Genomic DNA, 23,997 nt, shown 5'->3' on the forward strand with positions numbered 1-23,997 from the left:
CCCTGTGGGGGCTCAGGGCGATCCGGCCCGGGAAAATTTGCCCGGCCGGGTCTTGAAACCCTGACACGCGACCCCATCTAGAGAAACAAGTTCAGGCACCGACACAAGGTGCCGACATCCAGACTTATCTTTCAGGCTAGCAACAGATTCGAGGTATACGATTATGGGACGCATCATCGGTATTGACTTGGGTACTACCAACTCCTGTGTGGCAGTGCTCGACGGCGAGAAAACCAAGGTCATCGAAAACGCTGAAGGCGGTCGCACCACACCGTCCATCATCGCTTACACCGACGACAACGAGATTCTGGTCGGCCAGTCGGCCAAGCGTCAGGCAGTGACCAACCCGGAGAACACTCTCTTCGCGGTCAAGCGCCTGATCGGTCGCAAGTTCAAGGATGATGTGGTTCAGAAAGACATCAAGATGGTGCCGTACAAGATTGTCGAAGCCGACAACGGCGACGCCTGGGTGCAGGTGAAAGACAAGAAGATGGCTCCGCCGCAGATCAGTGCGGAAATCCTCAAGAAGATGAAGAAGACCGCGGAAGACTACCTCGGTGAAGAAGTCACCGAAGCCGTCATCACCGTGCCGGCCTACTTCAACGATTCCCAGCGTCAGGCGACCAAGGACGCCGGCCGCATCGCGGGTCTTGACGTCAAGCGCATCATCAACGAGCCGACTGCCGCAGCCCTCGCCTACGGCATGGACAAGTCTCGTGGTGACAAGACCATCGCGGTTTATGACCTGGGCGGCGGTACCTTCGATATCTCCATCATCGAAGTCGCCGACGTCGACGGTGAGACCCAGTTCGAAGTGCTCGCCACCAACGGCGACACCTTCCTGGGTGGTGAAGATTTCGACATGCACCTGATCAACTACCTGGTTGACCAGTTCAAGGCAGACAGCGGCATCGATCTGTCCGGCGACAACCTCGCCATGCAGCGTCTGAAGGAAGCCGCCGAGAAGGCCAAGATCGAGCTGTCCAGCGCTCAGCAGACCGATGTGAACCTGCCGTACATCACGGCTGACAACACCGGTCCGAAGCACCTGAACGTCAAGGTGACCCGTTCCAAGCTCGAGTCTCTGGTCGACGACCTGGTCGCACGCTCCCTGAAGCCGTGCCAGACCGCACTGTCCGACGCCGGCCTGTCCGCCTCCGAGATCGACGACGTCATCCTGGTCGGTGGTCAGACCCGCATGCCGCTGGTGCAGTCCAAGGTGGCCGAGTTCTTCGGCAAGGAAGCTCGCAAGGACGTTAACCCGGATGAAGCGGTCGCCGTCGGCGCCGGTATCCAGGGCGGCGTGCTGGGCGGCGACGTCAAGGACGTGCTGCTGCTGGACGTGACGCCGCTGACCCTCGGTATCGAGACCATGGGTGGCGTGCTGACGCCGCTGATCGAGAAGAACACCACCATCCCGACCAAGAAGTCCCAGGTGTTCTCCACCGCTGACGACAACCAGGGCGCGGTGACCATCCACGTCCTGCAGGGTGAGCGCAAGCAGGCCGCGCAGAACAAGTCTCTGGGTCGCTTCGACCTGGCCGACATTCCGCCGGCACCGCGCGGTGTGCCGCAGATCGAAGTCGCCTTCGATCTGGATGCCAACGGTATCCTGAACGTGTCCGCCAAGGACAAGGCGACCGGCAAGGAACAGTCCATCGTCATCAAGTCTTCCGGCGGCCTGTCCGACGACGAGATCGAACAGATGGTGCGTGACGCGGAAGCCAACGCCGACGAAGACAAGAAGTTCGAGGAAATGGTCCAGCTGCGCAATCAGGCCGACGGCATGATTCACGCGACCAAGAAGACCCTGACCGAAGCCGGTGACAAGGCCGAAGCCAGCGAGAAGGAAGCCATCGAGACGGCGATCTCCGAGCTGGAAGAAGCCCTGAAAGGCGACGACAAGGATGCGATCCAGGCCAAGCTGGATGCACTGACCGAAGCGTCCGGCAACCTGGCGCAGAAGCTCTACGCCGAGCAGGGCGCCCAGGGTGAGCAGGCTGCCGAAGGTCAGGCTGGCAAGAAGCAGGACGACGACGTGGTTGACGCCGAGTACGAGGAAGTCAACGACGACAAGAAGTCCTGAGGGATTTCTTGAACGACGTCTGATGACAGCGCGGGAGCCTTGTGAAGGTGTCCCGCGTTGTCGTTTGCATCGGTGGCGCCTTGCGCTAGCCGCGAGCCACCGGTGACAACCGGCATTCCAGAACAGACCGGCAGCCTCAGGCTGCCAGCAATCCAGGCGGACCTGATCCATGTCCAAGCGTGATTATTACGAAGTGCTTGGTGTCGAGCGTGGCGCCGACACCAAGGACATCAAGAAGGCGTACCGACGCCTGGCCCAGAAGCATCACCCGGACCGCAACCCGGATGATGAAACTTCGGCCGAGAAGTTCCGTGAAGTCTCTGAAGCCTACGAAGTGCTGTCCGATGCTGACAAGCGCGCCGCCTATGACCAGTTCGGTCATGCCGGTGTCGATGGTCAGGGCGGCGGTGGCTTCGGTGGCGGCGGCTTTGGCGGTGGTGGTGCCGGCGGCTTCGGCGATGTGTTCGGCGATGTCTTCGGTGACATCTTCGGTGGCGGCGGTGGTCGTCGCAACCCGAACGCTCCGCAGCGCGGCAGCGACCTGCGTTACAACCTGGACCTCGATCTGGAATCGGCGGTCGCCGGTACCACGGTCGATATCCGCGTGCCGCGTCTGGCGGCCTGTGGCCACTGCGATGGCGATGGTGCCGAGCCGGGTTCCAGCAAGGAGACCTGTCCGACCTGCAATGGCATGGGCAAGGTGCGCATGCAGCAGGGCTTCTTCGCGGTCGAGCAGGCGTGTCCGACCTGCCACGGTCGTGGCGAGAAGATCAGCGTGCCGTGCCGCAAGTGTCACGGCGAAGGCCGCGTCCAGGAATCCAAGACCCTCTCGGTCAAGATTCCGCCGGGCGTCGACACCGGCGATCGCATCCGTCTGAACGGCGAAGGCGAGGGCGGTGTCAACGGCGGGCCGTCAGGTGATCTGTATGTGCAGGTCAACCTGCGCGAGCACGAGATCTTCAAGCGCGATGGTCGTCACCTGCAGTGTGAAGTGCCGATCAGCTTCGTCGATGCGGCGCTGGGCGGCGAGCTCAACGTGCCGACCCTCGACGGACGTGTCGTGCTGAAGATTCCGGCCGAGACCCAGACCGGCAAGCTGTTCCGTCTGCGCGGCAAGGGCGTCAAGCCGGTGCGCGGCGGCCCCGCCGGGGACCTGCTGTGCAAGGTGGTCATCGAGACCCCGGTCAGCCTGAATGAAGAGCAGAAGGAGCTGCTGCGTCAGTTCCAGCAGAGCCTTGGTGATACCGGCAAGAGCCATTCACCGAAGGAGAACAGCTTCTTCGATGGCGTGAAGAAGTTCTTCGAAGACATGAAGCCCTAGGCGTTCGCCTTGCCGTCCGCGGGTCAGCCCCGTGGATGGCCTTCATGCCAGAGAGCCCCGTACTCGACTCCTCGAGTGCGGGGCTCTCGCGTTTCAGGCTCGGTGGCTCATTCTGGTAACTCGGACCAGTGGCTCAGTCCAGTAACGCAGCCCGGGGACATGGCTATTCCGGCGCTGATTCAGCCGTGAAGGCTTCGGGTTCGATGACGGCAAAGCAGCTCAGCAGCGTGGTCTGGAAGCTGCTGAAGTTGTCATCCGAGATCATCAGGAAGCGATTGCCTTCCAGATGCGTCAGCCCTTCGAAGTTGTCCAGCGACCAGCCATCGCCGCTCGACAGGCGTGCCAGGGTGCGCACCTCGGCCTGGGTGCCGGGCTCACCGAGATGCGCGCGGCGCAGACTGATCACCAGCGGGAAGGGCGGTGAGAAGGCGCGCTCCAGCATCAGCATGTCACCGTCGGGCAGCATCTCCATCGCGGTCAGGCTCGAGCCGGTGTCGCTGGCCAGCGGGTAGCTCCACTCGTGCTTGTCGTCGAGGCTGAAGATGCGCGTCATGCCGTCGCTCATGCCTTCCGGCGTGGCTTCCAGTCCGGCGAGCATGCCGTATTCCGGGTGCAGGGTCAGGGCTTCCATGCCGTTGTTGGGCGCCGCACCGCGTGCGCCCATCGGGGTGAAGGGCTCGCTGACGGCCAGGCCGCTGGGCAGGAAGTGCTCGACGCGTGGCTGCTGCTCGAAGCTGATCACCAGGCGGGAATCGCCGCGGCGGTCATTGTTCGCGCGCAGCAGCTGCAGGCCCTCGGCATCACTGAGGGCGCCGCGCAGCGAGACATCGGTCTCGTCGCGCAGGGTGTAGGTGTTGAGCGCCTTGGCCCCGACCAGCTCACCGTGACGGAAGGCGAGCCGCAGGCGGTGCAGCCAGCCGCGGTCCGACACGGCATACAGCAGTGACTCGTCCTGGTCCCAGCCGATATCCGACAGGCCCCCGACGGGGGTGTCATCCAGCCATTTGCCCGGCAGCCTGAGCGTGCCGCACCACTGGATTTCCGGGAACTCGCTTTTCTGTTCCGGCGATGCCAGCGTGTAGGGGCGCGGGTGAACGCCGCAGGCGCTCAACAGGCCGGCGAGCGCCGTGGTGACAGCGAGGGTCTGGAGCATGCGCCAGCGGCGCGAGGCGGGGGATTGGCGTGCAGGCATGCTGACTCCGGAGACTGAGCGGTGATGAGAAAAATGACGATCAACAGGAGACAACCTGGTACGAGGCTACTCTAGCGCGTAACCGGCACAAATACATGACGTCAGCCAACACTGCAGGCGGCTGATATACTCGTGGCACAGCATAGGTGGCACGCTCGGGGCATGCTCGCGGGCTGTCACCCTCAAGACCCACAACAGGCAGGAGTCAGCATGACCCGTATCGCAATCATGGGCGTCGCCGGACGCATGGGACGCACGTTGGTCGAGGCCGTCGGTGCAGTGGAAGGTCTGACGCTGGCGGCGGGCATCGTCGAATCCGGCAGCTCCCTGGCGGGCGTCGACATCGGTGAGCTGGCCGGTCAGGGCCGTCTGGGCGTGGTCGCCAGCGACAGTCTGGCTGCCGTGGTGGATGACTTCGATGTGGTGATCGATTTCACCGCACCGCAGGTGACGCTGGCCAACCTGGCGCTGTGCGCCGAGCACGGCAAGCGCATGGTGATCGGCACGACCGGCTTCACGCCGGAGCAGCTCGAGCAGCTGGATGGCTACCGTGACAGCGTGCCCTTCGTGTTCGCGGCCAACATGAGTTCCGGCGTCAACCTGACCCTCAAGCTGCTGGAGACCGCCGCGCGTGCCCTCGGCGATGCCGGCTATGACATCGAGATCATCGAGGCGCACCACCGCCACAAGGTCGATGCCCCGTCCGGCACGGCGCTGGCGATGGGCGAGGCCGTGGCACATTCCATCGGACGTGATCTCGCCACCCATGGTGTCTTCGCGCGTGAAGGTCAGTGCGGCCCGCGTACCGACAAGGAAATCGGCTTCGCCACCGTGCGTGCCGGTGACATCGTCGGTGAGCACACCGTGATGTTCGCCACTGAAGGCGAGCGCATCGAGATCACCCACAAGGCGTCGAGCCGCATGACCTTCGCCAAGGGCGCGGCACGCGCGGCCGAATGGCTGTCAGGACGCGAAGTCGGCCGCTATGACATGCAGGATGTGCTGGGGCTCAAGTGAGCGAAGTGGAGAGCAAAGTGGGGAGCGGAATGGAGAGCCAAGCGCTGAGATGACAGTCTGGCGACATTCAGGAGAATTTCTTGAAAGCTGTCTCGGTGGGCAGGATGCGGCGCACGCGTGAGCCATTCTGGCCGCCTTGCGCCGCTGGACTGCCTCGCTTTACAAGCGCTGTGCAGTGTCCCGGCTCGGCCAAGGGTTTCGTCAAGCTGACCGCGGCGACGAAACGACCGTATCGTGGGCCCTGTCGCCTGCTGGCGGGGCATGCGCGGGGTGGTCAGCACTCAAGGATTCCGGTAATCTCTACCCAATTTGGCCACGTTCTTGGCCGCCCTATTGGTTGCCGTTTTGGCAGCGCTCGGGCCAGCAGCATTCCGAAGAATGATAACAAGCGGGATGAAACCTGATTTTTCGGTTTCGTCCCGCTTTTTTGCAACCTGAATTTGCCGCTTCTGGCGCGCGTCTGTCCAGTGACAGGCACCTGGCAGAAGTCGGCAGCGGGACACAGGCTCGGCGAATGCCGAGCACGATAATCAAGCAGCATGTCCGGTGTTCGACCGCGGATTCCGGGCAGGAAAGTGGACACTATGGGGAGGACGTTGCGTTGATCAAACCCGCGATACTGGCCTTGGAAGACGGCAGTGTATTTCACGGCAGCGCCATCGGTGCTGATGGGCAGACCAGCGGCGAGGTAGTGTTCAACACTGCCATGACCGGCTACCAGGAAATCCTGACCGATCCCTCCTACACCCGACAGATCGTCACTCTGACGTATCCGCACATCGGCAATACCGGCATCAACGACGAGGACACCGAGTCCGACAGCGTCGCAGCCGCCGGCCTGGTCATCCGCGACCTCCCGCTGCTGGCCAGCAACTTCCGTTCCACTCGCTCCCTCGATCAGTACCTGCGCGACGAGAATGTCGTCGGCATCGCTGATATCGACACACGTCGCCTGACGCGCATCCTGCGCGAGAAGGGCTCCCTGAACGGTGCCATCCTCGCCGGTGAAGATGCCCAGGGTGATGATGCCGTCGAACGCGCGCTGGAAGCGGCTCGCGCCTTCCCGGGTCTGAAGGGCATGGACCTGGCCAAGGAAGCCTCCTGCAGCGAGCAGTTCGAGTGGCACGAAGGCGAATGGACACTGGGTGAAGGCTACGCCGATACCCGTGAGTCCGAACGTCCCTTCCATGTGGTCGCCTACGACTACGGCGTCAAGCACAACATCCTGCGCATGCTGGCCTCCCGCGGCTGCCGCCTGACCGTCGTGCCGGCGCAGACGCCTGCCGCCGATGTGTTGGCGCTCAATCCGGATGGCGTCTTCCTGTCCAACGGCCCGGGCGACCCCGAGCCCTGCGACTACGCCATCACCGCGATTCGTGAAGTGCTCGAGACCGACACGCCGGTCTTCGGCATCTGCCTGGGTCACCAGCTGCTGGCACTGGCCTCCGGCGCGAGCACGGTCAAGATGGGCCACGGTCACCACGGTGCCAACCACCCGGTGCAGGACCTCGACAGCGGTGTGGTGATGATCACCAGCCAGAACCACGGCTTCGCAGTGGATGAAGCGGGCATGCCGAGCAGCCTGCGCGCGACGCACAAGTCGCTGTTTGACGGTAGCCTGCAGGGCATCGAGCGCACCGACCGCCCGGCCTTCAGCTTCCAGGGTCACCCGGAAGCCAGTCCCGGCCCGCAGGACGTCGCCCCGCTGTTCGATCGTTTCATCGAGATGATGCGCGCGCGACGCTGAGCCGAGCGCAGGCCCGAGGGCCTGATCCATCGTTGAGTTCAGTCACCAGATCATTGCGGGAAGAGACATGCCGAAACGTACAGACCTAAACAGCATCCTGATCATCGGCGCCGGCCCCATCGTCATCGGCCAGGCGTGCGAGTTCGACTATTCCGGCGCACAGGCCTGCAAGGCCCTGCGTGAAGAGGGTTACCGGGTCATCCTGGTCAACTCCAACCCGGCAACCATCATGACCGACCCGGTGATGGCCGATGCGACCTACATCGAGCCGATCACCTGGGAAGCCGTGGCGCGCATCATCGAGAAGGAACGCCCGGACGCCATCCTGCCGACCATGGGCGGCCAGACCGCGCTGAACTGTGCGCTGGCGCTGGAGCGTGAAGGCGTGCTCGAGCAGTACGGTGTCGAGATGATCGGTGCCAACGCCGACACCATCGACAAGGCCGAAGACCGTGATCGCTTCGACAAGGCGATGAAGAAGATCGGTCTGGCGTGCCCGAAGGCCAAGGTCGCGCACTCCATGGAAGAAGCCTGGGAAATCCAGGCCGAGCTGGGCTTCCCGTCCATCATCCGTCCCAGCTTCACCATGGGCGGTTCCGGCGGCGGCGTGGCGTACAACCGTGAAGAATTCGAAGAGATCTGCCATCGCGGCTTCGAACTGTCGCCGACCCGCGAGCTGTTGATCGACGAATCGCTGCTGGGCTGGAAGGAATACGAGATGGAGGTCGTTCGTGACAAGAACGACAACTGCATCATCGTCTGCGCCATCGAGAACTTCGACCCGATGGGCGTGCACACCGGCGACTCCATCACCGTCGCCCCGGCCCAGACCCTGACCGACAAGGAATACCAGCTGATGCGTGATGCATCGCTGGCCGTTCTGCGCGAGATCGGCGTCGAGACCGGCGGTTCCAACGTCCAGTTCGGCATCTGCCCGGACACTGGCCGCATGGTCGTGATCGAGATGAACCCGCGCGTGTCGCGTTCCTCGGCGCTGGCTTCCAAGGCGACCGGCTTCCCGATCGCCAAGATCGCCGCCAAGCTGGCCGTCGGCTACACCCTGGACGAGCTGCAGAACGACATCACCGGTGGCAAGACGCCGGCGTCCTTCGAGCCGTCCATCGATTACGTCGTCACCAAGATTCCGCGCTTCACCTTCGAGAAGTTCCCGCAGGCCAATGACCGCCTGACCACGCAGATGAAGTCGGTCGGCGAAGTCATGGCCATCGGCCGTACCTTCCAGGAATCCCTGCAGAAGGCGCTGCGTGGCATGGAGACCGGCGTTGATGGTCTCGATCCGATCGTCGAGAACTTCAGCGACGAGAACATGGCGCGTATCAAGGGCGAGCTGCAGGCCGCCGGTGCCGAGCGTATCTTCTACATCGCCGATGCCATGCGTGCCGGTCTCGATATCGAAGAGATCTTCCGCCTCACCAACATCGACCGCTGGTACCTGGTGCAGCTGGCCGACCTGATCGCTCAGGAAGGCGCAGTGGCCGCAAGCTCGCTGGGCGAGATGGACGCTGATCGTCTGTTCCGTCTCAAGCGCAAGGGCTTCAGCGATGCGCGCCTGGCGCGTCTGATGGGCGTGTCCGAGAAGGCGTTCCGCAAGCACCGTCAGAAGCAGGGCATCCGTCCGGTCTACAAGCGCGTCGACACCTGTGCCGCCGAATTCGCGTCCGACACCGCCTACATGTACTCCACCTATGAGGAAGAGTGCGAGGCGGAAGTCAGCGACAAGAAGAAGATCATGGTGCTGGGTGGCGGGCCGAACCGTATCGGTCAGGGCATCGAGTTCGACTACTGCTGTGTCCACGCCTCCCTCGCCATGCGCGCGGACGGCTACGAGACCATCATGGTCAACTGCAACCCGGAAACCGTGTCCACCGACTACGACACTTCAGATCGCCTTTACTTCGAGCCGGTCACCCTGGAAGACGTGCTGGAGATCGCCGACAAGGAGCAGCCGGTCGGTGTCATCGTCCAGTTCGGTGGCCAGACGCCGCTGAAGCTGGCGCGTGAGCTCGAAGCCGCCGGTGTGCCGATCATCGGTACCACGCCGGACGCCATCGACCGCGCCGAAGACCGCGAGCGTTTCCAGCAGATGATCGAGAAGCTCGGTCTGATCCAGCCGGAAAACGCCACCGCGCGCAGCTTCGAGGAAGCCTTCGTCAAGGCCGAGGTCATCGGTTATCCGCTGGTGGTGCGCCCGAGCTACGTGCTGGGCGGCCGCGCGATGGAAATCGTCTACTCCGCCGCCGAGCTCGAGAACTACATGACCCACGCGGTCAAGGTCTCCAATGACTCGCCGGTGCTGCTGGACCACTTCCTGAACGCGGCCATCGAGGTCGACATCGATGCGGTGTCCGATGGCAAGCAGGTCGTGATCGGCGCCATCATGCAGCACATCGAGCAGGCCGGTATCCACTCCGGTGACTCCGCGTGCGCCCTGCCGCCGTACTCGCTGCCGGCAGATGTCCAGGAAGAGATGCGTGAGCAGGTCAAGCGCATGGCGCTGGAACTCAACGTCGTCGGTCTGATGAACGTGCAGCTGGCCTGGCAGGATGGCGTGATCTACGTCATCGAGGTCAACCCGCGCGCTTCACGTACCGTGCCGTTCGTCTCCAAGTGCATCGGCCAGTCGCTGGCGCAGATCGCCGCACGCTGCATGGCCGGCCAGACCCTGGAAGAGATCGGTTTCACCCAGGAAATCGTGCCGACCTTCTACAGCGTGAAGGAAGCGGTGCTGCCGTTCGCCAAGTTCCCGGGGGTCGACCCGATCCTGTCGCCGGAAATGAAGTCCACCGGCGAAGTGATGGGCTCCGGCGATACCTTCGCGGAAGCCTTCTACAAGGCGCAGCTGGGTGCCGGTGAAGCCATCCCGACCCTGACTGGCGATCGCAAGGCCTTCCTGTCCGTGCGTGAGTTCGACAAGGCGGGCGTTATCGAGGTGGCCCGCTCTCTGGTAACATTAGGCTTTACGCTTTGTGCTACCCGTGGCACGGCAGAGGTGATCGCCGCTGCCGGCCTCGAGGTTGAACCCGTCAACAAGGTGTTCGAAGGGCGGCCGCATATCGTCGACATGATCAAGAACGGCGAGATCGCCTATATCGTCAACACCACAGAGGGACGTCAGGCCATCAATGACTCGTCCGTGATCCGTCGCACGGCGCTGGCGCACAAGGTGCCCTATGCCACGACGCTGGCGGGTGCCAATGCCGTGTGCATGGCGCTTGCCTACGGCAACGACGTCAAGGTCCGTCGTCTCCAGGATATGCATGCAGGAGTCATGATATGAGTAGAAGTCCGATGACCGTCGAAGGCGAAGACCGCCTTCGCAAGGAGCTCGAGCACCTAAAGGGCACTGAGCGTCCCCGGGTCATCGCTGACATCGCGGAAGCCCGTGAGCACGGCGATCTCAAGGAGAATGCCGAGTACCACGCCGCGCGTGAACAGCAGGGTTTCATCGAGGGTCGTATCCAGGAGATCGAGTCCAAGCTCTCCATGTCCCAGGTGATCGACGTCACCAAGTTGCCGAAGACCGGCAAGGTGATCTTCGGCACCACGGTCGACCTGATGAACCTCGATGACGATAGCGAAGTGCGCTATCGCATCGTTGGCGAAGATGAAGCCAGCATCAAGGACGGCAAGATCTCCGTCACCTCTCCGATCGCGCGTGCGCTGATCGGCAAGGAAGAAGGGGATGTCGTGGTCGTGCGTACCCCGGGTGGCGATGTGGAGTATGAAATCTCCGAAGTGCATCACATCTGAAGCACGTCACATCTGAAGTACGTCACATCTGAAGCACATCGCCTCTGATTCGTCAGATCCTGATGTCGTGACAGCCCTGCCGGTAACCCCGGCAGGGCTGTTTTTTGGCCTGCGGGCACGAAATCCTTCAGACAGACGGCTCTCAGCGTCATCAGGCCGTGATTGTCAGCAACAGAAAACAGAAACGCCGCCCTCATCGAGGGCGGCGTTTCTGTCTGCAGCAGGCGTGGCGTGCGAGGTGAGCCTCGTCAGGCCTGGGCCCGGCGGCTTACTTCTCGCTGAAGCGTTGTACGTTCGACAGCTTCGGCTTGGCCTGCGGGTTGCGGCGATACAGCAGAGCGATCTTGCCGATGCTCTGGATCAAGGTCGCACCGGTTTCGCTGCACAGGTGGCGAGCCACCTCGCCGCGCGCTTCGCGATCGTTGATCGCCAGCTTCAGCTTGATCAGTTCGTGATCGTGCAGTGCGCGCTCCAGTTCGGTCACGACGCCTTCGGAAAGGCCGTTTTCCGAGACGGTGACGATCGGGTCAAGATGGTGCCCGATGCTGCGAAATGCTTTCTTTTGTGACTGTGACAAGCTCATGGTATCGTAAAGTTTCCCTGTTGGCGTCCGATGGGAGCGGGGAGCGTAGCGAAAGACAGGGTCGACTCCAGGGCTTGAAATCCAGGGGTGTGAACCCGTCTGTTGCGCAGGCAATGTCTGTGCCCACGGGCGGAACCGCGCGCAGGACCCGCCATTCTACTCCATGACGACGCTCATGACACGACCCGTGCGCAAGCTTGCCACGCCTTTCGTGTCGTCGTTATCCCCCGCGCTATCTCCCGCCAGTATTCGATTTTCCCCGACATTCCAGGTGACAACGTGGCTCACCCCAGCAAGAGCAGTGCTGGCTGGATGAAGGAACACTTTGATGACGCCTATGTCCAGCGCAGCTGGGCCGACGGTTATCGTTCCCGTGCCAGCTACAAACTGATTGAAATCGATGACAAGGACCGCCTGCTCAAGCCGGGCGCCACCCTCATCGACCTCGGCGCAGCCCCCGGTGGCTGGAGCCAGATCGCCGCGGACCGCGTCGGCATGGAAGGCGTGGTCATCGCCTCCGACATTCTCGAGATGGACGCCCTGGCCGGTGTCGACTTCATTCAGGGCGACTTCACCGAAGAGGCCGTGCTGAACCAGATTCTGGCCACCCTAGGTGACCGCCCGGTTGATCTCGTGATCTCCGACATGGCGCCCAACATGAGCGGCATGAGCGCGATCGATCAGCCTGCCGGCATGTACCTGGTCGAGCTGGCGCTGGATCTGGCGCGCCAGACCCTCAAGCCGGGCGGCAATTTCCTGGTCAAGGTCTTCCAGGGCGAGGGCTTCGATGCCTATCTGAAGGACATGCGCGGCAGCTTCAAGAAGGTCGTGACCCGCAAGCCGGAAGCGTCGCGTGCACGCTCACGCGAAGTCTATCTGCTGGGGCAGGGCTTCAAGGGCTGACGGTCAGTGTCCTTGCATGCCGCTGCACGCGGCAGGCATCGGCTCGCGGTGGCGAGATTTCCACGTTGCTGGTCGCATGCTTCATCGCGGGTTAAGGCGAGCCATGCGATGCTCGTCCAGACTGGCGCCAATGTGTCCGGGCGAGTCGCAGCGCTGGCTGATGCAGGCTGTCTATCGGCGCAATAGTCCATTGTCGGGCTTTAAGCAATGGTTGCCAGCCCCCATCTGGTGTAGTGTCGATATCATTGGGTCTTGAGTACGATGGGCCAGTGACAGTTCGGTGGGTTTCAATGCCTTACCGATGCTGGCAGGCAAGTAGCACAATGCACGGCAAGCTTTGAGTGACTCGGTAGGCGAAGTGGCGCGTTGCGCTGACTTGATACCCCGCAGGCACGATCAGATAGCATGGCAGGCCACCACAAGACGGCAGTCGGAGTATTCACGGCATGCCAAGACAGATTCATGCAATGAGGGTGTCCCCTTGAACGACATGGCGAAGAACCTGATTCTCTGGTTGATCATCGCAGCAGTGCTGCTGACGGTGTTCAACAACTTCAGCGTCGATACCTCGCCGCAGGCGATGAACTATTCACAGTTCGTCCAGCAGGTGCAGAACGACCGGATCAAGAGTGTGACCATCGATGGTTACACCATTGAGGGTGAGCGGGCCGATGGCTCCAGCTTCACCACCATCCGGCCGGCGGCGTCCGATCCCAAGCTGATGGATGACCTGCTTGCCAACAAGGTGGAGGTCATCGGCAAGAAGCCTGAGCAGCAGTCGCTGTGGACACGCCTGTTGATTGCCAGCTTCCCGATTCTGATCATTCTGGCCATCTTCATGTTCTTCATGCGCCAGATGCAGGGTGGCGGTGCCGGCAAGGGTGGCCCGATGAGCTTCGGCAAGTCCAAGGCCAAGCTGCTGAGCCAGGACCAGATCAAGACCACCTTCAGCGACGTCGCAGGCTGTGACGAAGCGAAGGAAGAGGTCGAGGAGCTGGTCGACTTCCTCAAGGACCCCAGCAAGTTCCAGCGTCTTGGCGGTCAGATTCCGCGTGGCGTCCTGATGGTAGGCCCGCCGGGTACCGGTAAGACCCTGCTCGCCAAGGCGATCGCCGGTGAAGCCAAGGTGCCCTTCTTCAGCATCTCCGGTTCTGACTTCGTCGAGATGTTCGTCGGTGTCGGTGCCTCCCGTGTGCGTGACATGTTCGAGCAGGCCAAGAAGCAGGCGCCGTGCATCATCTTCATCGATGAGATCGACGCCGTCGGCCGTCACCGTGGTTCCGGCATGGGCGGTGGTCACGATGAGCGTGAGCAGACCCTGAACCAGCTGCTGGTCGAGATGGATGGCTTCGAGGCGAACGACGGCATCATCGTCATCGCCGCGACCAACCGTCCTGACGTGCTTGACCCCGCGCTGCTGCGTCCGGGCCGCTTCGACCGTCAGGTGACCGTCGCACTGCCGGACATCCGTGGTCGCGAGCACATCCTCGGCGTCCACCTGCGCAAGGTGCCGATGGGCGATGACGTCGTGCCGGTCAACATTGCACGTGGTACGCCGGGTTTCTCCGGTGCGGACCTGGCCAACCTGGTCAATGAAGCCGCCCTGTTCGCCGCACGTCGCAACAAGCGTCTGGTCGGTATGGAAGAGCTGGAACTGGCCAAGGACAAGATCATGATGGGCGCCGAGCGCAAATCGATGGTCATGTCCGAGAAGGAGAAGCGCAACACGGCCTATCACGAGTCTGGCCACGCCATCATCGGCCTGGTGATGCCCGAGCATGATCCGGTCTACAAGGTGTCGATCATTCCGCGCGGTCGTGCGCTGGGTGTGACGATGTTCCTGCCGGAAGAGGATCGCTACAGCTACTCGCGTCAGCAGATCATCAGTCAGATCTGCTCGCTGTTCGGTGGTCGTATCGCCGAAGAGATGACGCTGGGCCCGAACGGTGTCACCACCGGCGCGTCCAACGACATCAAGCGTGCTACCGAGCTTGCCCACAACATGGTCGCCAAGTGGGGTCTCTCCAGCGAGATGGGCCCGATCATGTACGACGAGGACGAGTCCCATCAGTTCCTCGGTGGTCCGGGTCAGGGTGGCGGCAAGCTGAAGTCTGGCGACACCACCTCGCGTCTCGACAAGGAAGTGCGTCGTATCATCGACGAGTGCTACGCCAAGGCGCAGCAGATCCTGGAAGAGAATCGCGACAAGCTGGATGCGATGACCGAAGCGCTGATGACCTACGAGACCATCGATGCCGAGCAGTTGGCGGACATCATGGCGGGTCGTGCTCCGCGTCCGCCGAAGGACTGGGGTGGCCCGGCGAGCGGCGGTGACGGTGGCCTGGTGGCCCCGGTTGCCGACACTCCGAAGGCGGAAGCGCCGGAAGCTCCCAAGGCGGATGATGACGCTGATGGTAGTGAAGATGACGACAGCAACCGCCGTCGTCCGTCTGACCCGCTGGGTGGCCCGAGCGGTCACTGATGTACGCCTGATGCAGGCCTGATGTAGGCCTGATCTAGGCATAAGGGGCGCCCGATATCGCATGCGATGTCTGAGCCTCTGAAAGGAAAAACGCCCGACTGGCTTGCCAGTCGGGCGTTTTCTTGTCTGCAGCAATGCTGGCCTGTACCGCTGCCGCAATGACGCTGGTGAAGTTAAGGTGCTGCTGATGAGTGGCCTACGCCGTGGCGTGACGGCGTCGACTCATGTCTCTGCACGGGCATTGTCAGCGCCATGATGGGCGTGGGGTGAAAGGTCTGAGCCAATGGCGTTGCCATCTGCTGACGCCCCGTGTGGTGGCCATTCCACGCCTTGCGCGCCATGGGCTGGCTCTTTAAAGTGGTGCCCAATCATTTCTGACCGGGCTGCGAAGTCACCTTCGCGCCTCTCTCGCCTGCATGGAATGCCATGACGAATTCTGCCTTGAGTACGCCTCTCGAGCCTCGAGTGGGCCATCTGATGTCATTGGAGTGCGCTGGACACCTTCTCGATCTTTCGCGTCCGCGGGTGATGGGGATTCTCAACGTGACGCCGGACTCCTTCTCGGATGGCGGCCGCAGCGCGACCCTGGACGCCGCGCTGCGCAATGCCGAGCAGATGCTGGCCGATGGTGCCGCGATGATCGATGTCGGCGGTGAGTCGACGCGACCCGGAGCGACGCCGGTCAGCACCGAGGAAGAGCTTGAGCGGGTCTGCCCGGTGGTGGAGCGGCTGGTGAGCGAGCTGGGCGCCTTGGTGAGCATCGATACCAGCAACCCGCAAGTCATGCGCGAAACCGCACGGCTGGGGGCCGGCATGATCAATGACGTGCGTGCGCTGAATCGAGACGGCGCGCTGGAGGCCGCCGCTGACAGCGGGCTGCCCGTCTGTCTGATGCACATGCGCGGCGAGCCGGACACCATGCAGCAGGATACGCATTATGCTCAGTCCATCGAGCAGGAAGTCCGGACGTTCCTGGCGGCGCGTATCGCGGCCTGTGAGGCGGCGGGCATCACGCGTGAGCGACTGCTGCTGGACCCCGGCTTCGGTTTCGGCAAGTCACTGCAAGACAATCTGCGCCTCTATCACCGCATGGCGCAGTTGCATGAATTCAACCTCCCGCTGCTGATCGGCACATCACGCAAGAGCATGATCGGCAATGCCCTCGGGCGCGCGGTAGAGGATCGCTTGGCTGGTAACCTGGCACTGACGGCATTGGCCGTTCGTGACGGGGCCAGACTGTTTCGCGTTCACGACGTGGCCCCGACTGTCGACGCTGTCGACATGGCATGGGCCGTGCTACAGGAAGGCACGATACGATGAGTCGACGTTATTTTGGTACGGATGGTATTCGCGGCACGGTCGGGGAATTCCCCATCACGCCAGACTTCATGCTCAAGCTGGGCTGGGCGGCAGGCCGCGTATTCGCCCGTCACGGCCGCGGCAAGGTATTGATCGGCAAGGACACGCGCATCTCGGGCTACATGTTCGAATCCGCGCTCGAGTCCGGCCTTTCGGCAGCGGGCGTCGATGTGTCCCTGCTCGGTCCGATGCCGACGCCGGGGATCGCCTATCTGACGCGCACCTTCCGCGCCGATGCCGGCATCGTCATCTCGGCCTCCCACAACGCCTATCCGGACAACGGCATCAAGTTCTTCTCCGCTGCCGGTACCAAACTGGATGATGCGCTGGAAGCCGAGATCGAAGCCGAGCTGGACCGCGACATCGTGATCGTCGGCCCGGACAGTCTGGGCAAGGCGTCACGCATCCAGGATGCGGCCGGTCGCTATATCGAATTCTGCAAGTCCACACTGCCGGGTCGTCTTGGCCTGCACGGCATGAAGGTGGTGCTGGATTGCGCGCATGGTGCGACCTATCACATCGCGCCGAACGTCTTCCGTGAGCTGGGTGCCAAGGTCAGCGTCATCGGCGGTGAGCCGGATGGCCTCAACATCAATCAGGGCGTCGGCTCCACGCACCCGCAGGCGCTGCGCGCGGCCGTCATCGAGCAAGGCGCCGATCTGGGCGTGGCCTTCGATGGGGATGGTGACCGCCTGATCCTGGTCGATGCCGATGGTCGTGTCATCGATGGTGACGACATCCTCTACATGATCGCGCGTGACCGTCACGAGCGCGGCGTGCTGGGCGGCGGTGTCGTCGGCACCCTGATGTCCAACTTCGGTCTGGCGGCTGCGCTGGAAGGCCTGGGAATTCCCTTCGAGCGTGCCAAGGTCGGTGACCGCTACGTCATCGAGCGTCTGGAAGCCAATGGCTGGCAGCTGGGCGGCGAATCCTCCGGTCACATCGTCTGCAGCCATATCCAGAGCACCGGTGATGGCATCGTCTCGGCGCTGCAGGTGCTGGCGATCATGGCGCGTGAAGAGTGCTCGCTCAGTGAATTGCTGGTCGGCTTCGAAAAGGCTCCTCAGGCGCTGATCAATGTGCGTCTGGCGCCGGGGTGTGACAACAAGGCGCTGATGGCGGCGGACGCCGTGCAGGCCGCGGTGGTCGAAGTGGAGCAGACGCTGGGCAACGAAGGGCGCGTGCTGCTGCGCCCCAGCGGCACGGAACCGCTGATTCGCGTCATGGTCGAAGGGCGTCCGCACTTCGATGTCGATGCGCTGGCGGGTCAGATCGCCGCGACGGTCGAATCCAGCATGTCGGCGTGATGCGCTGACAAGGCAGTTGCCCCGAGCCTGATCGTGCCGGATCACGGGGCTTGACAGGGGTCGCGAAGGTTGTCAGTCAAGGGCGGCTCCATTACCATCCTCGCACTGCTCACAAGGGAGAAGCACATGCGTACACCGCTGATTGCCGGAAACTGGAAGATGAATGGTGATCTTGCCCTGGTCGATGAGTTTGCCCGGGGCCTGCAGGCGGCTGAGCTGCCGCAGGGCATTCAGGTGGCGCTGGCAGTGCCTTTCCCTTATCTGAGCGCCGCTCGCGCGAGCATGCCTGTGAGCGTGGCGCTGGCGGGGCAGACGCTGAACCCGGCGAGCGAGGGTGCCTTTACCGGCGAAGTGGCGGGTCAGATGCTCAAGGATGTCGGTGCCGCGATGGTGCTGGTCGGTCACTCGGAGCGTCGAAGCCTGTATGCTGAAGACGATGCGGCGGTACTGGCGCGTGTCGAGGCGGCGCTCGCCGCTGGCCTCACACCGGTGCTGTGCGTCGGTGAGACGCTCGAGGAGCGTGAAGCCGGTGACACGGAGCGTGTCGTGCTGGGACAGCTGGAGGCGGTGTTCTCCGCGCTCTCCGCCGATGCGCGCACGCGTCTGGTCGTCGCCTATGAGCCCGTCTGGGCCATCGGTACCGGGCGCACCGCCTCGCCCCAGCAGGCGCAGGAGGTCCATGCGGCCATTCGCGCGCGCCTGGCCGAGTGGTCTGCCTCGCTCGCCGAGGCAATGCAATTGTTGTACGGCGGCAGCATGAAAGCTGCCAATGCCGCCGAGCTGCTTGCGCAGCCGGATATCGACGGCGGTCTCGTGGGCGGTGCCTCGCTCCAGATCGACGAATTCCTAGCCATTTGCCAGTCTGCAGGTTGAATCTCATGCAAGTAGCCGTTCTGATGGTCCATGTGGTACTCGCGGTCGCGCTGATCGTGCTCGTCCTTCTCCAGCAGGGCAAGGGTGCCGAAGCTGGCGCTGCCTTTGGTGGCGGTGGTGCTTCCCAGACCGTTTTCGGGTCCAGCGGTAGCGGCAACTTCCTCGCGCGCTTCACGGGTGTTCTGGCCGCGGGCTTCTTCGCGACCTCTCTGACACTGGCCTGGTTCGCGTCCAACGCCAACCAGCCGTCAGTCGAAGCGGGCATTCCGAATGCCAGCGTGATCGAGCAGCAGAAAAATTCACTGCCATCACTTGACGACTCCGAGGAAAGTGTGGAGAATACGTCGCCAGTGCTTGAGGAAAGCGGCAACGCAGACCAGCCAGCACTCTAAGGAATTCAAGGCGTTAACTTTGAATTCTTCCGGGTAACGTCTCAGGCGATACCCGCCCCCGTGCCGAAGTGGTGGAATTGGTAGACACGCTATCTTGAGGGGGTAGTGACCTTATGGTCGTGGGGGTTCAAGTCCCCCCTTCGGCACCATCTTGTTAGATCGATTGGCAGTCTGGACGCAACTCTGCCACCTTGGAAAGACGTCATTCCTTGACCTCCTTTTTCGGTGACATTACCATCGTCCGACTATTGTTGCGGGGTGGAGCAGTCTGGTAGCTCGTCGGGCTCATAACCCGAAGGTCATCGGTTCAAATCCGGTCCCCGCTACCAAGTTTCTTGAAAGGCCCCTTCCTATGAAGGGGCTTTTTGTTAGCACCAGTGCCAATCAGCCACCTAGCTCTCTTCTCTACTCCCGGTCAGGTGCCTGATGCAACTGCTGTAGGAGCCTCGTCTGTGTCAACCAAGGACGCTGCGCTTAACGCGCTTATCGATCCAGTCGTCTCTGCTCTGGGCTTCGAGCTCTGGGGTATCGACTATCTCTCCCAAGGCAAGCAGTCCCGTCTGGTGATCTATATCGACCATCCCGATGGCATTACCGTGGACAACTGCGCAAACGTCAGTCGTCAGGTGGGTGCCGTACTGGATGTCGAAGACCCCATTACCGGTCAGTTCCAGCTTGAAGTCTCGTCTCCAGGCATGGATCGTCCGTTGTTCACGCTTGACCAGTACGAGCGCTACATCGGTCACGTGGTGGCACTGCGACTTCGCCAGGCCTTCGATGGCCAGCGCAAGTTCCAGGGGCTGGTGACTGGCACCGAAGACGGTGATGTCGTGATCCGGGTCGATGAAGAAGAATACTGCTTTCCCATTGAAAGCATCGACCAGGCACGCATTGTGCCGCAGTTCAAATAACTGACGTTGTCGGCACACCGCTCGCGTTGCGAGCCCGGGTCGATGCGCAAGGACAGGTTTCTGGCGAGGCAAAGTCATGAGCAAAGAGATTCTGCTGGTCGTTGACGCCATCTCCAACGAGAAAGGCGTGCCGCGGGATGTGATTTTCGAAGCCGTCGAAGCGGCATTGGCTTCGGCGTCACGCAAGCGTTTCGATCAGGAAGAGGCGGATATCCGCGTCAAGATCGATCGTGTCACCGGTGATTACGCGACCTACCGTCGCTGGACCGTCGTCGAAGACGACGAGTTCGAGACGCCGGACTACGAGATCAAGGCCAGTATCGCCGAACAGCGCGAAGAGCCGCTGGCGCTGGGTGCCGTGGTCGAGAAGCAGATCGAATCCGAAGCGTTCGGTCGCATCGCTGCACAGACCGCCAAGCAGGTCATCGTGCAGAAGGTGCGCGAGGCCGAGCGTGCGGAAGTGGTGCGCCTTTACGCCGAACGTGAAGGTGAGCTGGTCGCGGGTATCGTCAAGAAGACGACACGTGATGGCCTCATCATCGATCTGGGCGACAACGCCGAAGGCTTCCTTCCGCGCGGTGAGATGATTCACGGCGAGCGCTACCGCTTGAACGAGCGGGTTCGTGCCCTGCTGTGGAAAGTCGACGCGGATGCTCGTGGTTCTCAGCTGATCCTGTCGCGTACGCGTCCTGAGCTGATCATCGAGCTGTTCAAGATCGAAGTCCCGGAAATCGCCGAGCAGCTGATCGAGATCAAGGGTGCTGCCCGTGATCCGGGCTCGCGCGCCAAGATCGCGGTCAAGAGCAACGACAAGCGCATCGATCCGATCGGTGCCTGTGTCGGCATGCGTGGTTCACGCGTGCAGGCCGTGTCCAATGAACTGCGTAACGAACGCGTGGATATCATCCTGTGGGATGACAATCCTGCCCAGCTCGTCATCAACGCCATGGCGCCGGCAGATGTCGGTTCCATTCTGGTCGACGAAGACACCCATTCCATGGATGTCGCTGTCGCTGCGGACAACCTGGCTCAGGCCATCGGCCGCAGCGGTCAGAACGTTCGTCTGGCCAGTGAGCTGACCGGTTGGCAGCTCAACGTCATGACCGAGGCGGAAGCCGAGGGCAAGCGCGAGCAGGAAATCGACAGTTTCGTCGAATATTTCATCACTCATCTCGAGATTGAAGAGGATCTAGCCCGTGTCCTGGTGGACGAGGGCTTCACCTCACTCGAGGAAATCGCCTATGTCCCGCTCGAGGAAATGCTCGAGGTCGAGGGCTTTGACCAGGATCTGGTCGAGGAGCTGCGCGCTCGGGCCAAGGATGAACTGCTGAATCTCGCCATCGCCACTGAAGAGCAACTGGACGGCGCACAGCCGGCCGAAGACCTGCTCAACATGGAAGGCATGGAGAGTCATCTGGCATACATCCTGGCCAGCAAGGGTATCGTCACCATGGAAGACCTTGCTGAGCAGGCCATCGATGATCTGAAAGACATCGAAGGCGTCGACGAAGAGCGAGCAGCGGCGTTGATCATGACCGCCCGCGCGCCCTGGTTCGCAAGCGAACAGTAACTAGGTCACGGGCTCAGGAGGGTCGTACATGTCAGAAATGACAGTCAAAGAATTCGCCAAGAAGGTGGGCCGCGAGTCAGCCCGCCTACTGGAACAGATGCATGAAGCGGGTCTGAAGCACAAGTCAGAGAACGACGCCGTCTCTGAGGTCGACAAGCAGAAGCTGCTTGATCACCTCACCAAGAGCCACGGTGGTGGCGCCGCTCCGGCAGCGCCCAAGAACCGCATTACCTTGACCCGCAAGACCAAGTCTCGCATCAACACGGGTAGCGGTCGCGGCAAGTCCATCGAGGTGCAGGTGCGCAAGAAGCGTACCTACGTCAAAGAGGGCGAAGAGCAGGCTGCAGAAGCGCCGGCTGCTGCTGCACCGGCTGCTGCCGTTGCGGACAAGCCGGCTGCGGCACCGCAGCGCGAAGAGCGTCGTGGCAATGACAACCGTCGCGAAGAGCGTCCGCGTCAGAGTGCACCGGCTGCTGCCGCTGCACCGGCCGCCGACGCTGCGCCGGAAGTCAATGCGCCGCCGAAGGAGCCGCGTGGTGATGCACCGCGTCGCGCCAAGGCTGCGCCGCGTGATGAATCACGTGATCGTCGCGAAGCCCGTGAAGACCGTAGCGAACGCAAGCGTGGCGGGGCCAAGAAGGTCAAGCGCGCCGAGCGTCGCGGTGGTCGTCGTGGTGGCCGTGATGCCAACCGTCAGCCGCCGAAGCCGGTCCAGACCTTCGTCCGTGAAGTCTCCATCCCTGAGTCCATCTCAGTGGCAGACCTCGCCGACAAGATGGCCGTCAAGGCGTCTGAAGTGATCAAGACCATGTTCAACATGGGCGCTGCGGTCACCATCAACCAGACGATCGATCAGGAAACCGCGACCATCGTGGTCGAGGAAATGGGTCACACGCCCAAGCTGATCAAGGATGACGCACTCGAGACAGCCGTTCTCGAAGGCATCTCCTACGAAGGTGAGCAGATCACCCGCGCGCCGGTCGTTACCGTCATGGGTCACGTCGACCACGGCAAGACCTCGCTGCTGGATTACATCCGCCGCACCAAGGTGGCCACAGGTGAAGCGGGTGGTATCACCCAGCACATCGGTGCCTACCACGTCGAACACGACAACGGTGACATCACCTTCCTGGATACCCCGGGCCACGCGGCGTTCACCGCTATGCGTGCTCGTGGTGCCAAGGCGACCGACGTCGTCATCCTGGTGGTGGCTGCCGATGATGGCGTGATGCCGCAGACCATCGAGGCTGTCGAGCACTCCAAGGCCGCGGGTGTCCCGATGGTCGTGGCGGTGAACAAGATCGACAAGCCGGGTGCTGATCCGGACCGCGTCAAGAATGAGCTGTCCCAGCACGGTGTCATCTCCGAGGAATGGGGTGGTGATACCCAATTCGTCCACGTTTCCGCCAAGACCGGCGAAAACATCGACGCGCTGCTCGAAGGTGTCCTGCTGGTCTCCGAAGTTCTCGAACTTCAGGCCGTGCCGTCCGCGCCGGGTAAAGGCGTCGTGGTCGAGTCCCGTCTCGACAAGGGCCGTGGCCCGGTCGCGACCGTGCTGGTCCAGAACGGTACGCTGAAGAAGGGCGATATCGTCCTCGCCGGCCTGCATTACGGTCGTGTGCGTGCGCTGATCAACGAACTCGGCAAGCAGGTCGATTCCGTGGGTCCGGCCATGCCGGTCGAGATCCAGGGCCTGGGTGGCACGCCGGACGCCGGTGAAGAGTTCACCGTGGTCCCGGACGAGAAGAAGGCACGTGAAGTCGCCAACTTCCGTCAGGGCAAGTACCGCGAAGTGCGCCTGGCACGTCAGCAGAAGGCCAAGCTGGAGAACATGTTCTCCCAGATGGGTCAGGACGAAGTCGCCAAGGTCAACGTCGTCCTCAAGGCCGACGTGCAGGGTTCTCTGGAAGCCATCCGTGGCGCGCTGGAAGAACTCTCCACCGAAGAAGTCAAGGTGGCCGTGGTCTCTTCCGGTGTCGGTGGTATCACCGGTACCGATGCCAACCTGGCACTCGCTTCCGAAGCGATCCTGGTCGGCTTCAACGTCCGTGCTGACGCCTCCGCGCGTGAGATCGTCGAACGTGAAGGTCTGGATCTGCGCTACTACAGCGTCATCTACCAGCTGATCGACGAGGTCAAGCTGGCCATGACTGGCATGCTGGCACCGGAATTCCGCGAGCAGATCGTCGGTGTTGCCGAAGTGCGCGATGTCTTCAAGGCACCGAAGATCGGCGCGATCGCCGGTTGTATGGTCGTCGAAGGCAACATGTACCGCTCCAAGCGCATCCGCGTGCTGCGTGACAACGTGGTCATCTATGAAGGCGAGCTGGAATCCCTGCGTCGCTTCAAGGATGACGTCAACGAAGTCCGCAACGGCATGGAATGTGGTATCGGCGTCAAGAACTACAACGACGTGCAGGTTGGCGACAAGATCGAGGTGTTCGACCAGATCCAGGTCGAGCGCACGCTCTGATAGCGCCCCT

The 23,997-nt window shown here is 62.2% G+C and carries 17 protein-coding genes and 2 tRNA genes; 17 read left to right on the top strand and 2 right to left on the bottom strand.

The genetic code is table 11. The features are described 5' to 3' along the window. Nucleotides 1–163: 163 nt before the first annotated feature. Together dnaK and dnaJ are read left to right on the top strand one after the other, a co-directional pair. Nucleotides 164–2,086 carry a molecular chaperone DnaK gene (gene dnaK, locus IZU87_RS07590; protein WP_043333360.1) on the top strand — a complete coding sequence of 641 codons (1,923 nt, stop codon included), beginning with the start codon at nucleotides 164–166 and terminating at the stop codon, nucleotides 2,084–2,086. 169 nt (nucleotides 2,087–2,255) lie between these two features. Then, a complete protein-coding gene (gene dnaJ, locus IZU87_RS07595; RefSeq protein WP_043333362.1) occupies nucleotides 2,256–3,407 on the top strand; it encodes a molecular chaperone DnaJ in 1,152 nt (383 codons plus the stop codon). A gap of 163 nt (nucleotides 3,408–3,570) precedes the next feature. On the opposite strand, the gene IZU87_RS07600 is transcribed toward dnaJ, so the two are convergent. Then, nucleotides 3,571–4,599: an esterase-like activity of phytase family protein gene (locus tag IZU87_RS07600; protein WP_131431138.1), complete on the bottom strand. Its 1,029-nt coding sequence runs from the start codon at nucleotides 4,597–4,599 to the stop codon at nucleotides 3,571–3,573. Nucleotides 4,600–4,809: 210 nt separating this feature from the next. On the opposite strand from IZU87_RS07600, the gene dapB reads away from it, so the two are divergent. The 4 genes from dapB (at nucleotide 4,810) to greA (ending at nucleotide 11,134) form a co-directional block, all read left to right on the top strand. Further along, a complete protein-coding gene (dapB, locus tag IZU87_RS07605; protein ID WP_043333367.1) occupies nucleotides 4,810–5,616 on the top strand; it encodes a 4-hydroxy-tetrahydrodipicolinate reductase in 807 nt (268 codons plus the stop codon). 601 nt (nucleotides 5,617–6,217) lie between these two features. Next, the gene (gene carA / locus IZU87_RS07610; protein ID WP_213114173.1) at nucleotides 6,218–7,363 is read left to right on the top strand and encodes a glutamine-hydrolyzing carbamoyl-phosphate synthase small subunit; all 1,146 of its coding nucleotides are present in this window, start codon (nucleotides 6,218–6,220) and stop codon (nucleotides 7,361–7,363) included. A gap of 67 nt (nucleotides 7,364–7,430) precedes the next feature. Then, entirely contained in the window at nucleotides 7,431–10,661 is a 3,231-nt protein-coding gene (gene carB / locus IZU87_RS07615; protein ID WP_213114174.1) for a carbamoyl-phosphate synthase large subunit, read from the top strand. After that, on the top strand, nucleotides 10,658–11,134 hold the full coding sequence (gene greA, locus IZU87_RS07620) for a transcription elongation factor GreA (protein ID WP_043333374.1): 477 nt from the start codon (nucleotides 10,658–10,660) through the stop codon (nucleotides 11,132–11,134). Before carB ends, greA begins: the two co-directional genes overlap by 4 nt. Nucleotides 11,135–11,402: 268 nt before the next feature. On the opposite strand, the gene yhbY is transcribed toward greA, so the two are convergent. Further along, complete coding sequence (gene yhbY, locus IZU87_RS07625; RefSeq protein WP_043333380.1) at nucleotides 11,403–11,717, bottom strand: ribosome assembly RNA-binding protein YhbY; 315 nt, start codon at nucleotides 11,715–11,717, stop codon at nucleotides 11,403–11,405. Between the two features lie 279 nt (nucleotides 11,718–11,996). Here yhbY and rlmE point away from each other — a divergent pair, with 279 nt between their 5' ends. From rlmE to infB, 11 genes are all read left to right on the top strand, one after another. Beyond that, nucleotides 11,997–12,620 carry a 23S rRNA (uridine(2552)-2'-O)-methyltransferase RlmE gene (gene rlmE, locus IZU87_RS07630; RefSeq protein ID WP_349305170.1) on the top strand — a complete coding sequence of 208 codons (624 nt, stop codon included), beginning with the start codon at nucleotides 11,997–11,999 and terminating at the stop codon, nucleotides 12,618–12,620. Between the two features lie 481 nt (nucleotides 12,621–13,101). Next, the gene (ftsH, locus tag IZU87_RS07635; protein WP_054556443.1) at nucleotides 13,102–15,102 is read left to right on the top strand and encodes an ATP-dependent zinc metalloprotease FtsH; all 2,001 of its coding nucleotides are present in this window, start codon (nucleotides 13,102–13,104) and stop codon (nucleotides 15,100–15,102) included. Between the two features lie 426 nt (nucleotides 15,103–15,528). Then, nucleotides 15,529–16,422 carry a dihydropteroate synthase gene (gene folP / locus IZU87_RS07640; protein ID WP_474373112.1) on the top strand — a complete coding sequence of 298 codons (894 nt, stop codon included), beginning with the start codon at nucleotides 15,529–15,531 and terminating at the stop codon, nucleotides 16,420–16,422. After that, on the top strand, nucleotides 16,419–17,768 hold the full coding sequence (gene glmM, locus IZU87_RS07645; RefSeq protein WP_043333386.1) for a phosphoglucosamine mutase: 1,350 nt from the start codon (nucleotides 16,419–16,421) through the stop codon (nucleotides 17,766–17,768). Before folP ends, glmM begins: the two co-directional genes overlap by 4 nt. A gap of 126 nt (nucleotides 17,769–17,894) precedes the next feature. Further along, the gene (tpiA, locus tag IZU87_RS07650; protein ID WP_043333389.1) at nucleotides 17,895–18,641 is read left to right on the top strand and encodes a triose-phosphate isomerase; all 747 of its coding nucleotides are present in this window, start codon (nucleotides 17,895–17,897) and stop codon (nucleotides 18,639–18,641) included. A gap of 5 nt (nucleotides 18,642–18,646) precedes the next feature. Then, nucleotides 18,647–19,033 carry a preprotein translocase subunit SecG gene (gene secG, locus IZU87_RS07655; RefSeq protein WP_043333391.1) on the top strand — a complete coding sequence of 129 codons (387 nt, stop codon included), beginning with the start codon at nucleotides 18,647–18,649 and terminating at the stop codon, nucleotides 19,031–19,033. 62 nt (nucleotides 19,034–19,095) lie between these two features. Continuing rightward, nucleotides 19,096–19,182 (top strand) — tRNA-Leu (locus tag IZU87_RS07660). 103 nt (nucleotides 19,183–19,285) lie between these two features. Continuing rightward, a tRNA-Met gene (locus IZU87_RS07665) sits at nucleotides 19,286–19,362 on the top strand. Between the two features lie 123 nt (nucleotides 19,363–19,485). After that, nucleotides 19,486–19,944: a ribosome maturation factor RimP gene (gene rimP, locus IZU87_RS07670; RefSeq protein ID WP_043333393.1), complete on the top strand. Its 459-nt coding sequence runs from the start codon at nucleotides 19,486–19,488 to the stop codon at nucleotides 19,942–19,944. Between the two features lie 76 nt (nucleotides 19,945–20,020). Beyond that, the gene (gene nusA, locus IZU87_RS07675; RefSeq protein WP_054556444.1) at nucleotides 20,021–21,514 is read left to right on the top strand and encodes a transcription termination factor NusA; all 1,494 of its coding nucleotides are present in this window, start codon (nucleotides 20,021–20,023) and stop codon (nucleotides 21,512–21,514) included. A 28-nt stretch (nucleotides 21,515–21,542) separates the two neighbouring features. Next, a complete protein-coding gene (gene infB / locus IZU87_RS07680; RefSeq protein WP_043333398.1) occupies nucleotides 21,543–23,987 on the top strand; it encodes a translation initiation factor IF-2 in 2,445 nt (814 codons plus the stop codon). Nucleotides 23,988–23,997 lie beyond the last annotated feature (10 nt).

The organism is Cobetia sp. MC34 (genome assembly GCF_018340035.1).
Lineage (GTDB): Bacteria > Pseudomonadota > Gammaproteobacteria > Pseudomonadales > Halomonadaceae > Cobetia > Cobetia amphilecti.

Excerpts from the sequence above, each read along its gene's own strand:
- carB (WP_213114174.1), top strand. The coding sequence starts at position 7,431 with ATGCCGAAACGTACAGACCTAAACAGCATCCTGATCATCGGCGCCGGC.
- tpiA (WP_043333389.1), top strand. The coding sequence starts at position 17,895 with ATGCGTACACCGCTGATTGCCGGAAACTGGAAGATGAATGGTGATCTT.
- dapB (WP_043333367.1), top strand. The coding sequence starts at position 4,810 with ATGACCCGTATCGCAATCATGGGCGTCGCCGGACGCATGGGACGCACG.
- dnaJ (WP_043333362.1), top strand. The coding sequence starts at position 2,256 with ATGTCCAAGCGTGATTATTACGAAGTGCTTGGTGTCGAGCGTGGCGCC.
- infB (WP_043333398.1), top strand. The coding sequence starts at position 21,543 with ATGTCAGAAATGACAGTCAAAGAATTCGCCAAGAAGGTGGGCCGCGAG.
- IZU87_RS07600 (WP_131431138.1), bottom strand. The coding sequence starts at position 4,599 with ATGCCTGCACGCCAATCCCCCGCCTCGCGCCGCTGGCGCATGCTCCAG.
- nusA (WP_054556444.1), top strand. The coding sequence starts at position 20,021 with ATGAGCAAAGAGATTCTGCTGGTCGTTGACGCCATCTCCAACGAGAAA.
- yhbY (WP_043333380.1), bottom strand. The coding sequence starts at position 11,717 with ATGAGCTTGTCACAGTCACAAAAGAAAGCATTTCGCAGCATCGGGCAC.
- secG (WP_043333391.1), top strand. The coding sequence starts at position 18,647 with ATGCAAGTAGCCGTTCTGATGGTCCATGTGGTACTCGCGGTCGCGCTG.
- glmM (WP_043333386.1), top strand. The coding sequence starts at position 16,419 with ATGAGTCGACGTTATTTTGGTACGGATGGTATTCGCGGCACGGTCGGG.
- folP (WP_474373112.1), top strand. The coding sequence starts at position 15,529 with ATGACGAATTCTGCCTTGAGTACGCCTCTCGAGCCTCGAGTGGGCCAT.
- greA (WP_043333374.1), top strand. The coding sequence starts at position 10,658 with ATGAGTAGAAGTCCGATGACCGTCGAAGGCGAAGACCGCCTTCGCAAG.
- dnaK (WP_043333360.1), top strand. The coding sequence starts at position 164 with ATGGGACGCATCATCGGTATTGACTTGGGTACTACCAACTCCTGTGTG.